The sequence below is a fragment of the Rhodococcus sp. NPDC059969 genome (genome assembly GCF_042738325.1).
Classification (GTDB): Bacteria; Actinomycetota; Actinomycetes; order Mycobacteriales; family Mycobacteriaceae; genus Rhodococcus_F.
The window spans coordinates 196753-208517 of record NZ_JBHWUF010000007.1 but is presented as its reverse complement, the minus strand read 5'-3'; the positions used below and the strand labels follow the sequence as shown (position 1 = coordinate 208517).

Annotated in this window: 15 protein-coding genes; 8 read left to right on the top strand and 7 right to left on the bottom strand. The window is 62.1% G+C overall.

Annotated features, from left to right (window positions below):
- Positions 1-37: 37 nt before the first annotated feature.
- From ACFWAD_RS20260 to ACFWAD_RS20250, 3 genes are all read right to left on the bottom strand, one after another.
- A complete protein-coding gene (locus ACFWAD_RS20260; protein ID WP_378547024.1) occupies positions 38-1174 on the bottom strand; it encodes a hypothetical protein in 1137 nt (378 codons plus the stop codon).
- 690 nt (positions 1175-1864) lie between these two features.
- Positions 1865-2323: a DUF5994 family protein gene (locus tag ACFWAD_RS20255; RefSeq protein WP_378547021.1), complete on the bottom strand. Its 459-nt coding sequence runs from the start codon at positions 2321-2323 to the stop codon at positions 1865-1867.
- Positions 2324-2419: 96 nt separating this feature from the next.
- Positions 2420-2815, bottom strand: coding sequence for a PPOX class F420-dependent oxidoreductase (locus tag ACFWAD_RS20250; protein ID WP_378547018.1), 396 nt, complete (start codon positions 2813-2815; stop codon positions 2420-2422).
- Between the two features lie 187 nt (positions 2816-3002).
- Between ACFWAD_RS20250 and ACFWAD_RS20245 the strand changes: the two genes are divergently transcribed.
- The 5 genes from ACFWAD_RS20245 to ACFWAD_RS20225 all read left to right on the top strand — a co-directional run bounded on the left by ACFWAD_RS20245 (position 3003) and on the right by ACFWAD_RS20225 (position 6376).
- Positions 3003-4190, top strand: a complete 1188-nt coding sequence (locus ACFWAD_RS20245) for an inorganic phosphate transporter (protein WP_047270833.1) — start codon at positions 3003-3005, stop codon at positions 4188-4190.
- Between the two features lie 14 nt (positions 4191-4204).
- Positions 4205-4486, top strand: coding sequence for a hypothetical protein (locus tag ACFWAD_RS20240; protein WP_003941641.1), 282 nt, complete (start codon positions 4205-4207; stop codon positions 4484-4486).
- Positions 4487-4520: 34 nt separating this feature from the next.
- Complete coding sequence (locus ACFWAD_RS20235) at positions 4521-4847, top strand: DUF3349 domain-containing protein (RefSeq protein ID WP_378547014.1); 327 nt, start codon at positions 4521-4523, stop codon at positions 4845-4847.
- An 11-nt stretch (positions 4848-4858) separates the two neighbouring features.
- Positions 4859-5197 (top strand): DUF3349 domain-containing protein, encoded by a 339-nt coding sequence (locus ACFWAD_RS20230; protein WP_378538868.1) that lies wholly within the window; start codon positions 4859-4861, stop codon positions 5195-5197.
- A 150-nt stretch (positions 5198-5347) separates the two neighbouring features.
- Positions 5348-6376 carry an alpha/beta hydrolase gene (locus ACFWAD_RS20225; RefSeq protein ID WP_378547010.1) on the top strand — a complete coding sequence of 343 codons (1029 nt, stop codon included), beginning with the start codon at positions 5348-5350 and terminating at the stop codon, positions 6374-6376.
- A 72-nt stretch (positions 6377-6448) separates the two neighbouring features.
- Here ACFWAD_RS20225 and ACFWAD_RS20220 read toward each other — a convergent pair whose 3' ends face one another.
- Positions 6449-6841: a VOC family protein gene (locus ACFWAD_RS20220; protein WP_378547007.1), complete on the bottom strand. Its 393-nt coding sequence runs from the start codon at positions 6839-6841 to the stop codon at positions 6449-6451.
- Positions 6842-6897: 56 nt separating this feature from the next.
- Between ACFWAD_RS20220 and ACFWAD_RS20215 the strand changes: the two genes are divergently transcribed.
- Together ACFWAD_RS20215 and ACFWAD_RS20210 are read left to right on the top strand one after the other, a co-directional pair.
- A complete protein-coding gene (locus ACFWAD_RS20215; RefSeq protein ID WP_378547004.1) occupies positions 6898-7677 on the top strand; it encodes a helix-turn-helix domain-containing protein in 780 nt (259 codons plus the stop codon).
- A 2-nt stretch (positions 7678-7679) separates the two neighbouring features.
- Positions 7680-8030, top strand: a complete 351-nt coding sequence (locus ACFWAD_RS20210) for an inorganic pyrophosphatase (protein ID WP_378547001.1) — start codon at positions 7680-7682, stop codon at positions 8028-8030.
- Here ACFWAD_RS20210 and ACFWAD_RS20205 read toward each other — a convergent pair.
- Genes ACFWAD_RS20205 through ACFWAD_RS20195 form a run of 3 tightly spaced genes read right to left on the bottom strand, consistent with a single transcriptional unit; the run spans position 8023 to position 10941 of the window.
- Positions 8023-9132, bottom strand: coding sequence for an LLM class flavin-dependent oxidoreductase (locus ACFWAD_RS20205; protein WP_378546998.1), 1110 nt, complete (start codon positions 9130-9132; stop codon positions 8023-8025). The two genes, ACFWAD_RS20210 and ACFWAD_RS20205, sit on opposite strands and share 8 nt — an antisense overlap.
- On the bottom strand, positions 9132-9977 hold the full coding sequence (thiM, locus tag ACFWAD_RS20200) for a hydroxyethylthiazole kinase (RefSeq protein WP_378546995.1): 846 nt from the start codon (positions 9975-9977) through the stop codon (positions 9132-9134). Before thiM ends, ACFWAD_RS20205 begins: the two co-directional genes overlap by 1 nt.
- A 43-nt stretch (positions 9978-10020) precedes the next feature.
- Positions 10021-10941, bottom strand: a complete 921-nt coding sequence (locus ACFWAD_RS20195; protein WP_378546992.1) for a sulfurtransferase — start codon at positions 10939-10941, stop codon at positions 10021-10023.
- A gap of 128 nt (positions 10942-11069) precedes the next feature.
- Between ACFWAD_RS20195 and ACFWAD_RS20190 the strand changes: the two genes are divergently transcribed.
- On the top strand, positions 11070-11756 hold the full coding sequence (locus ACFWAD_RS20190) for a GntR family transcriptional regulator (protein ID WP_378546989.1): 687 nt from the start codon (positions 11070-11072) through the stop codon (positions 11754-11756).
- Positions 11757-11765: the final 9 nt, after the last annotated feature.

Below are 11765 nucleotides of genomic sequence, written 5' to 3'. Positions count from 1 at the left end.
CGAGTGGACATTGCACAGCGAACACGTTGGCTGTCACTCATTGTTGCGTTTCTTCGACCCAGTCGGGGTGTTCGCGGCTGTCGTCGAGCACCCAGGTACGGGATTCGTCGCCGATGCGGTCGGGGTCAGTGAGCCAGCATGTTGCGTCGGGCGCCCACCCGGCGATGACGCTCGCCGTCTCGTCGTCGACTCCGATCGCGGTTCCCGCCGCGGCCAGGTATCCCATAACGGTGAGATGCACGCCCGTGTAGCTCTCAGCGACGAGCTGCCAGTTGGGGATGACCCAGCGCCCTGATCGTCCGGTGGTCCGGTACCAGTCGTGTCGTTTATCCGCGGTGACCTCGAGGGGGAACCGTCTGCAGAGTTCCGCCCACGCCTGCGCGCCGTCGATCTCGTATATGCGAGCGCCGGCGGGTGCGTCGACTTGTCGCACGGCGATGCGTTTCCAACCCATGCCGTCTTCGACGAACCACAATTCTGCCGGGGTCCCGTCGAACAGTGCCCGTGTCGAACACCGAACAGACGGATTCGACCACCAGTAACCGGACCAGTTCGCCTTCGGATCGGTCGCACGATCAGCGGCTCGCGCTTCCGCTGAGAGAGTGTGCTCGTGCCAGTCGCTCAGGAGTTCTGCGGCCGTCGACTCAAAGGTATCGGGGCTGTCGTCGTCGCGGCTCACTATCAACCATTGGTCGGTCTCGGCGAGCGCGGTCGTCCACCACTGCGTGTGTGGGGATCGTGCGATGTGCTCGGCGACTCGTCGAAGCTCACGCCGTACCGGCTCGGTTGCGACGAGGATGTCTTCACCGTCGGGGTCCTGCCAGTAGCGCGCTGTGTCCGTCGCTGCGGAGAGGGCCGAACGGAGTGCAACCTCGGTCACCTCGGGAAGCGGTACCTCGGACAGGCGGTGCGCCACATCGGCGGCAGTGACAACGGCACGTACAGGCTCTTCGGGAGGCTCTTCAGCGCCGGACTCGTACGCCACGCGTGAATACGTCACGCTTGAGTCTCGCTCGGGGTCGAGGTGATGCGACGCCAGAAAAACCGCGGAACGGAACGAGTCGTCATGCGGCTCGGGTCGCCGGATCCGTTCGGCATCCATCACGTAGTCAAGCAGCATCCGCCGTCCGCGTGGCCCCGACAACAACGTATCCGCTGCACTCGTTGTGCTCACTGCCTCAGGCTCCTCGATTTCCGTCATGACTGTGTCTACCAGTGTCGATCTCTCGGTGTTGTGCGCTGGGGTCCACACACCCCGGCGGCCCCAGCGGATCGGGCATCACTCGTCGAACACGAAGGTGGCGCTGCCATCTCCTGGTAGCTCGTGAACGATCACCTCGTTGCCGATACCCGTGACAACGGACACGAAAGTGGCCGCCTCCCTGCCGATCCCGACGAGCCAACTGATCCCGACACCCTGCTGACGGGTACTCGACGGAAGAACGATTCACCCCCTTCTATAGCCGCTCCCGGGTGCAACGATCGGGCTGTGTCCAACACCGCTTGCCGCACGGCACCGAGGTCGATCAGGTCATCGTCCGGTCCGATCTGTGACGGCTGAAAATGCGTCAGAGCGAACGGCAGACGGATCATCACCTTGGGCTCGGGCGCGGACCCCTGCACCGGGACAAAGTAGAAGCCCCACCCCCGTGGGGAGGGTGGGGCTTCCTTCGGTCCGGCACTCACGCACAGTGGGAGGGTGGTGGACATGCCGGACCGACGACACGGCAGGGAGTCAAGCTGCCGCGCCCAAGCGCTGACCGGAAGGAATGCGCCTGAGATTGTGGTTCCGCGACCATCAAACCAGACAAACTGGACGCATGTTCAGGAATCGAAGAATTCGACTCCACCCGTCAGAAAGATCTCACTGCACCCGATAGGTTTCGCTGCGGACAGGATCCACCAACCGCCGCATGACCTCGCACGCGCGGTCCGGATCCGTGTACGGCGGAATCATCATCAAAACGAGTTGACGACCATAGATGTCGTCGAGATACATCAAATCGTGGGGCTGGCCAGGGTACGGACCCTGCACTTCCAGTCCGTCGACCTCGTCGATACGTCGCTGCGCGCTACTGATCGTGTTCCAGTCGAACGCAACTCTCGCGATCGGCCCCAGCCGCAACGAAAGTGCGGATATCAGATCGTGAAGCTCCGCCGTGACGTTCGTGGTCCACGGGAACCACGCGCCGTCCACCGAAGCCTTGAGGGCACCTTGCCCACGAAGCAGGAACCGCGGGGTCCGCGTCGGCGAAGGGAAAGGTTGCCCGACATGGCGCTGCGGTGCTTCCATTGCATAGTCGAGAGTGCTGATGTGCGCCATGACGAGGCTCCTTGACGGAGGATTCGTGGAACCGTCAGGCAGAGGCGCCCGGTCGTGGGTTCCATGCCTCCAGGTTACTCCGGTGCACAACGCCGACTATGGATCGACGGAAATGATCACGCCGGTATCGCCGTACGGGAACGGCCCCTTACCGATGTGACCGAGTGTGTTGAAGAATTTCGAAATAGGCACCATCACACCGTATTTCGCCTTGACTTTGCTGCGGATCTCGTCGAATTCTGCTCCACCGCTCACCAACTGCGCGGTCCCGGCGACCGGCGAAGTGCCGTCGACAACCTTCCCGCGATTGCTGCATGGCACGACGGTAACCCGTGTGTTGTTCCGCAGCCGCTTCGCCTTACCCGATTTCGAGGAAGTCCAGAACCCGATACGTCCGTCGGACAGCGGCACGACCCAGGTCGGCGTGGCCACACCGTCACCACCCTTACGGAATGTGGTGACCGAGATCGTCTTTTCTTCGCCCAGGGACATGAAACGAGCGTATGCCTCCACAAACTCCACGACCATGCACGCGAATGAATTTTCTCTACCCCAGGAGTTTCAAAACGGACAATTATCCGGACGAAGATGAACAACAAGTGCCGAGTGGTGGAAATGTCGCGGAACGACCCCATCTCAGGTCGATTTGTGGCCCGCCGATGTTGGAACATGACTTCTCGTGAATGCGGAACTCATCGTTCTCCTCGTCGTCGTCGTAACCGCTCTGGGGTTCGACTTCACCAACGGTTTTCATGACACTGGCAACGCTATGGCCACGTCGATTGCAACCGGCGCCCTCAAGCCCAAGGTGGCAGTCGCTCTGTCTGCTTCCTTGAACCTGGTCGGAGCTTTCCTCTCGGTAGAGGTTGCTGCCACCGTGGCCAAGGGCGTGGTGAACCTCGGAAATGTGGGCGGCCAAGCGCTGCTCACCATCGTCTTCGCCGGCCTTGTCGGCGGCATCATCTGGAACCTGGCAACGTGGTTGCTCGGAATCCCCTCGAGTTCCTCGCACGCGTTGTTCGGCGGTCTGATCGGCGCCGCCATCGCATCTCTCGGAATGAGCGGTGTCGCCTGGAGCGGCGTCCTCAGCAAGGTTGTCATCCCCGCAGTTCTCGCCCCCGTCGTAGCCGGCTTGGTTGCCGCGGCCGGAACCTGGCTCATCTACCGCATCACCTCCAACGTCGGTGAGGAAACCAAGGACAAAGGTTTCCGACTCGGCCAGATCGGTTCGGCTTCGCTCGTTTCCCTCGCCCACGGCACCAACGACGCTCAGAAGACCATGGGCGTCATCTTCCTCGCCCTAGTCGCCCACGGAACCATTTCCGCCGACGCGGACATGCCGTTCTGGGTCAAGCTCACCTGCGCGCTCGCGATCGCTGCCGGAACCTACCTCGGTGGTTGGCGAGTTATCCGCACACTAGGCAAGGGACTGGTCGAGATCGCTGCACCACAGGGAATGGCAGCCGAAGCATCCTCTGCTGCAATCATTCTCACGTCCAGCCACCTCGGCCTTCCTCTCTCCACCACCCATGTGGCGACGGGTTCCATCATGGGAACCGGTCTGGGACGCAAGGGTGCCGAAGTTCGTTGGGGTGTCGCCGGACGTATGGCGGTCGCCTGGTTGATCACTCTCCCGTCCGCTGCGATCGTCGGCGCTCTGTGCTGGGGACTGGCCGACATCGTCGGCGGCCTACCCGGTGTCCTGGTCGTCTTCGCCGTGCTCATCGCGTTGGCCGGCTGGATGTACCTGCGCTCCCGCAAGGAGCCCATCGATCCGAGCAATGTCAACGCCGAATGGGACGGCGGCCTGGTACCCGCAGAGGTCCCCGGTCCGGACGCCCGCGTCACCACCGACGTCAAAGCCTGAAAGAGGGAATCGACATGGATATCTTGAAAAACACCGTCGACTCGCTCTGGCAGGTCGTACTGGTCGGCCTCCTGCTGGGCGCCGGACTCCCGGCAATCTTCGCGATCGGCCTGAAATCCCTCGACGCCGGGCAACGTGGCAGTGGGGGCGGGAGCACTGCAGTCGCGGCTCGCAGTCCGTTGGCCGTGGCAGGTGCAGTGGTGTGCTTCGCGGTAGTGCTGATCGCGATCGTCACCGGAATCCTCTTCATCATGCAGGGCTTCCTCAGCCACACATTCGGCATCGAGATCTTCTGATCCCGTGCGCCCTCACGAGCGGAAGGACATCACCGTGACTGCACCGACTCCATCCCTGCCCCAGTCCATACTGGAATGGCTTCGCGCCGGCTACCCCGAAGGCATACCGCCCAAGGATCGCATTCCGTTGGTCGCATTGCTACGACGCAAGCTCTCTGACGCGCAAATTCGAGAAATCGCCATCGGCGCTGCACTCGCAGAACTGAGCGATATCAACAGTGACCAGGTGATCTCGAGCGACGAGATCAGCGCTCAGATCGCAGATCTGACGAGCCAGACGCCCTCGGACGAGGACATCGCGCGCGTTGCCTCGGTCCTGGCTGCCGCCGGGTGGCCACTCGCTGATCTCGACAACGACTGAAGCTCGCTCCGTTGAGCCTTCCACCACTTCTGGCTTCGATACTCGGCTGGCTGCGTGCCGGGTATCCGAACGGTGTGCCGGAGCAGGACTACGTCCCTTTGATGGCCCTGCTCCGGCGGCAGTTGTCCGACGCAGAGATCGCCGTTCTTGCCGACGATCTCGTCGCCGAGTTTCCGGTCCCTGTCGATCCGATCGACTTTCCGATTCCGGTCGATCCGATCGACATCGGCGTCCTCATCACCAAAGTCACCGACGACATGCCGCACGAATCGGATGTCGCTCGGGTACGGGAACATCTGATTCGTGGAGGTTGGAAAATCGACGCTCAACCTCCGGTAGACGACTCCTGACGGCACTTCGTAAATCGGACCAGTTTGATAACGAACCGATAACGGAGCCGTCGGGGCCAATACAGACCACTTAGTGTCATCAGGAATTCCGTGCCTCGGGGGGCTCGGTCGGATTTCGGTGTGCAAGCACCGTTGGGGCGGGAGTGATTTATGCACGAGGTACGTAGGGATCTTGCAAACAACCGAGATTCTTCGAAGAAGCGAATTTCGAAACGAATCAGGCGTCGGATCCTCGGCCTCGCAGCGACAGCACTCGCGCTCCCCCTGACCGCAGGCCTGATCAGCGGATCAGTAGCAAGCGCGGCACCTGCTCGCACCGCCCCGGCCGGTGGTTACGAGGACGTATTCGTCGACTCCTCGATGGGCCCGATCAAGGTTCAGATCCAGTGGGCTTCGCGCGGCGGCAACGCGGCTCTCTACCTTCTCGACGGTTTGCGTGCACGCGACGACCGAAACGCATGGAGTTTCGAGACCAACGCTCTCGAGCAGTATCGCGGCGACAACGTCACCCTGGTCATGCCGGTCGGCGGGCAGTCCAGCTTTTACTCCGACTGGTATGCGAACAGCAATTTGAATCGCCAACCGGTCACGTACAAATGGGAAACCTTCCTCACCCAGGAACTTCCCGCCTATCTGGAATCGCGCGGAGTCTCCCGAACCAACAACGGTGTGCTCGGATTGTCCATGGGTGGCAGCGCGGCACTGACGCTCGCCGCCTATCACCGCGATCAGTTCAAGTTCGCCGGATCGCTCTCGGGATACCTCAACATCTCGGCTCCAGGCATGCGTGAAGCAATCCGCGTGGCCATGGTCAGCGCCGGGTCCTTCAATGTCGATGCCATGTGGGGACCGCCATGGAACCCCGCTTGGCTCCGCAACGACCCCTTCGTGTTTGCACCCGAACTGGCTGGGCTCTCCCTGTACATATCCGCTGCGAGCGGCCTGCCCGGGCAGTTCGATCAACCGCGTCGGCCCGTCGACTTCGTGAATACCGGTAGTGCCATCGGGCTCGAGGCCCTTGCCCTGATGAACTCACGGGCATTCCAACTGCGCATGAACTCCCTGGGAATTCCGGCAACGTACAGCTTCCCGGCCAACGGCACTCATTCGTGGCCGTACTGGGGTGCAGAACTGTGGAAGGCCCGAGGCCAGATCCTCGACACCCTGAACGCTTGGTGAACTGACAACTACTCGATCACCGACAACCGCAGGCCTCGACCGACAATCGGTCGAGGCCTGCGTCGTTCGAAATCAGAGCGCGGCAAAGAGATCCACGGTATTGCCGTCGGGATCGAGAAGAACGGCGTAACGCTGCCCCCACACGGCATCGAACGGCGCCTTGTGTCCGGGGAAGTCGGCTGTGATGCGCTGATACGCCTCGTCTACGGCAGCAGGTGTGCCGAAATCGAATGCCAAAGCGACAGGGTATCGCCCCTCCCCGACAGCGAAGTCAGGATCGAAGCTTGCGATGGTGGACAGCGCGTCCCAGGCCAGCCGAAGCCCACCGTCGAAAGTGAACTCCACATGGGGAGCATCCGCGGGCGTTTCCGGAATGTCAAGCCCGAGGGTTCGGTAGAACGCGAGGGAACGAGCGAGATCGTTGGTGACGATTCCGACGAGATCGAGTCTCGGAGAGACGGACACGGTATTTCTCCTGTTTCGGGTCGAGAAGTGATCGGCGAGTGTGTGACGATGATCTGATGACCGGCACTGACACCCTCACTCTTGACGGTAGTCGGACGGTAGCGTCGAGTCTTGAACAAAACGGCCACACCTATGTCGAAACTCGGATCACCGATTCCGCCGGCCTCTTCAGTTGCACGTGGAAAAGCACTACCGAAGCCCATACGCCCACGGAAGCAAAGCGAATTCTTCCCGATCTCTGCGCCGACTTCATCGTCGACAGCACCGGAAAGTCGTGGCTCGTCGGACCGGCCACCGGTGCCGATCTGGTTTCGGTCGCCGCCGGTACGACGATGTGGGGCATCCGCATCAAACCGCCCGCTCTGCGGAGCCTGCTCGGCGCCGCGGCCGACGCGGTGCAGGATTCGAAGATCGCCTTCGACGACATCCTGACTTCCCGACAAGCTCGGGTGCTTGCCGATGCCCTTCGCCACGAGGCAGTCGACGCGCACCTTCTGGGCGAGTTGTGGCGCGGACTGGAATCCGACCAGGGAATCGAGCGTGGATACTCCGCGCTCATCTCCTCCCCTTCGACGCCGATACGAGAGATCGCCGCAGACCTCGGTGTTTCCGAACGTCATTTCCGACGCTCGATCACGTCTTCGGTCGGACTGTCCCCCAAGCTGATTCAGAAGGTACAACGCATGCAGAATGTACTAGCTCTCAGCCGCAGCGCAGATCTCACGTTGTCCTCGCTGGCCGACCGCGCCGGATACGCCGACCAAGCCCACCTCGCGCGCGATACGCGAACGCTGGCCGGTCTGACGCCGACTCAGCTACTGCGCGAGCACCGGTAGGGATGAACGAAGATCTGTTCTCGGCCCTCGATCACCTGGCTGCCACGTCGACCGTCGTGATCGATCGGCCCCGCGGGTCGGCACACCCGCGGTACCCCGCGGCGATCTATCCGCTCGATTACGGCTATCTCGACGGCACGGTCAGCGCGGACGGCGACGGGATCGATCTGTTCCGAGGCTCGGCCGTCGGAACCGGCGTTATCGCCGTGGCTGTTATTGCCGACATCGTCAAGAAGGACGTGGAAGTCAAAATCCTTCTCGAATGCACTGCGGATGAAATCGACACTGCTGCAGCATTTCTCCGTGACACGTTAGGCCTCGGTGCCACGATCCTGCAACGCGCTGTCAGCTGAGTTCGTCGAATCGCGGAACAAGATACTCCGCAACCCACTTCGCTTCCTCGATCAGCGGCCAGCCCGCCAGAATCAGTGCAGTCAAACCGGTTCGGCTGCGAAGCGTGCGCACCGAGTCCGTGATCGAATCCGGATCACCGACGTAGTACACCGCCGACGACCCGGTGCCGAAGATGTCGAGCGGCGACCACGCCGTGATACCTGCGTACAGACCGTCACCGACGTACAACTCCTCCGGTTCCGGAAGTCGGCCGGCCGCAATCTTGTCCGCCCAGCCCTGTCGCTGTGCGTCGCGAGCAGTGAAAGTTTTGAGGTCCTGTTTCCCCTGAGTACGACGACGCACTGCGTTGTCCAAGACATGGGCGATCTGCTCGACGCCTGTTTTCTCGAACAAGGAGCGGAACCGGTCGTGCGCCTGCGCCTTGGTGGGGCGAACGATCACTCCGGTGAGCGCACCGAAGTCGATGAATTCGCGTCCGGCGGCCTCCGCCGCCACCCGTGCGGCAGAGAACTTGTCCTCGATGAACGAAGTTTCGCGCAGCATCGCCAAGTAGGTATCGAGAACCTTGCCTGAATTCGCCAGGCCTGCAGGCGAATCACCGGTACCCCACAGCGGAACCTGATGCCCCGTGGGCGCGTCGATACGCAGCGGCGTGTTGGGAAAGTTCGACTCGGTCCCTTCGGAGTAGATGCGGCGGAAGTCTGCCCAGTACTGCTCCCCCAACTCGTAACGCTCGTCGTGGGGCACGTTCATGTCGTACTTGGTCAGGATGTTCTCGCGTCCGTTGACCGAGTTGATCAACAGTCGGCCACCGCTGAAGGCGTCGAAGGTCAATGCCTTCTCCGCAAGCAGTCGAGCCGGAGTCATGTTCGCGTATACAGCGACAAGGAACTTCATGCGCGTGGTGTGCGCTGCGGCCCAGGTCGCCGAGATGAACGGATCGTTCGGCCAGGTGGCAACCAGAGCGCCTTCGAATCCGCCGTCGTCGATGGTCTTTGCGAGCTCGATCTGCCTGGCCCCGTCCACGGGGAACAGCCCACCGGGGCTCCACGGGTAGTCCCCGTCGGCCTGGGTGAGATACCAAAATGTCTTGACGCCCATCAGTTCTGCACTCCAGCCGGCAGGTCGAACGATTCGATTCGGGCCCGCGAGCGGATGGTGTCCGCATTCACGTTGTAGAGCGCATCGAGGTATGCGACTGCGAAAGACCCGGGGCCCGAGGCATTTTCCTCGGCGATCTCCGATGCCACGGCAACATGCGTGTGCGCAGCAACCAATCCGTCCAGCGCGGTCGGCGTCACGGCGAGGTAGGCGGCGACCAGGCCGCCCAGAGAGCAACCGGTACTGGTCACGCGCGGCAACAGTGCGCTGCCACCGGAGACTCGGATGCCCCGGGTGTCACCGCCCGCATCACGTCCGACGATGTAGTCGACCGGTCCTGATGCCGACACTGCGTCGGCATGCTTCAGAAGAGACAGTGCGGCCGGCACGGCATCGACGGAGTCCGAGGCACTGTCGACGCCGCGAGTGTCGCCACCGAGTCCGGCCAGAGCGATGATCTCCGAAGCATTTCCGCGGATTGCGCTGGGGTGAAAGCGCAGCAGGTCCAGTGCGATACCGCTACGCCAGGGCAGTCCGCCGACACCGACGGGATCCAAAACCCATGGCGTACCGGCAGTTCTGGCCGCTTCTGCAGCAACCAGGAAGGCCTCTGCCGTTCCGTCGTCCGGGGTTCCGAGGTTGACCAGAACTCCCCCGGCGATGGCGGCGAACCCACCCGCTTCGTGGACATTGTCGATGTGAGCATTGCTTGCGCCGGCAGCGAGCAGGACGTTGGTCAAGAAGTTTGCCGAAACGATGTTCGTCAGCGATTGAACGAGCGGTACCTGATCGCGGAGTGCGTCGATCGCCGACGCCACGGTTTCGACAGAGACAGTGTCAGACATGAGAATTCCTTCAGGACGGAAAGTAGTTGGGGACTGCGGCGATTCAGGACCGCGGACATCGAACATCTGCAATCGCGCCGTCAGGCTCACTGCCGACAACCATCGGCAGGGTCGGATCTGCAGTCCATTCCTCCAACGAGCCGTCGTAGACTTTGACATCCACGTGGCCGCTTCGGATCAGTGCAAGTGCGGTCAAGCACGCCGAAACTCCACCGCCGCAATAGATCACGACAGGATCGGTGACGGCTGGCAGAACGTCGGCCGATCTCGACAAAACTTCGTCCACCGGAAGCATCCGGGCGTCGGCGTCGAGAAGGCTCTTCGCGGACAAATTCACACTTGACGGAATGTGTCCGCGTCGCGAATACCGCGTCTTCTCCGTTCCCTCGTACTGCTCAGGCGCCAGGGCGCACACCAGCGTTCCGGCTTCGCCGCCGCTGGACAGCGACGCAACGCGAGGTAAATCGACCCAGAGGCCCAGATCCGTCACGCTCCAACGCGTCGACGCCGACGTGTGGGTTTCGTCGTCGTCGCGCGCGAGAGCGAAGCCGCGTCGAGTCCAGTCGGCGAGGCCACCGTCGAGGACTCTTGCTTCGATGCCGGCGTTGCGAAACACCCACCAGAGCCGTGATGCCCAGGTGGTCGATCCCTGGTCGTAGATCACGATTGTCGCACCCGGCTCGATACCGCTCGATTGAAGATCGGTAACCAACTGCTCCGGTGACGGACGCGTGAAATGCAGCGCCGCTTCCCTATCGGAGAAGACGTCCATGAGGTCGACGTGCCGAGAACCCGGAATGTGAGAAGAGGCCCAGCCGGCGTACCCGGACTCAGGTCGGTAGTCACCATCGAATCGTGCGGGAGGAAAGTGAACCGTCGCGTCGAGCACAGAGACGCCTCCCTCACGCAGCATCGCGTCGAGTTCAGCGGCACCCACCAGCGGCGACGCGGTCTCTCCAGCCACTTCGGACCCTCTCCCTCGGAAACGAACAATCACGAACCTAAATGAGTACTAGCGTATACGCAAGTACTCACTCGTCGTCGATGGCATAATCGAACGCGCTCTACTTGCATGCACAGGAATGGGGACACATGGATCTCGACGCCGATACGAGCACCACCGATCTACTGGTGCCGGAGGCTGCGCTCGGGCGGTCCGATCAGACCTCGCGGCAGTACCTGCGCCTGCGTGCCGACATCCTGGCCGGCAAGTTCCCCCAGGGCGCTCCGCTGCACGAGACTCAATTGTGCGAATCGTACGGCGCATCCCGCACCCCGATCCGTGAGGCACTCAACTGGCTCGCACACGACGGCCTACTCGAACGAGCCGCCCGCGGTTTTCGGGTCCGCTCCGGCACTCCCGAAGACGTCATCGAAATCTACGCAGCGCGGGTTGCCCTCGAATCGGAAGCCGCCGGCGCGGCCGCACTCCGTCACAGCGATCTCGACCTTGCCCGCCTGGACGGATTGCACGAGTTCTGCTGCACTGCAACAGAAGGCACGGAGGTTCGGTCCGGGAACTTCAAGTTCCACGAAGCCCTCTGGCAGGCCGCCCACAATTCCACGATCACCTCACTGCTGATCCGCCTCACCACCCAATTGCGAATCTACGACAGCGGACCGCCGTCGAACTACGGCGAACCGGACCTGCTCAATTCGGAGCATCAAGAGATCCTGAACGCCATCCGCGCCAGGGACGAATCGTCAGCTCGTGGTCGCATGCGCAACCATCTCGAGCGCAGCCGTGACCAGCGGATAAGGATGTTCGCCAGCCGCTGATCTCAGACA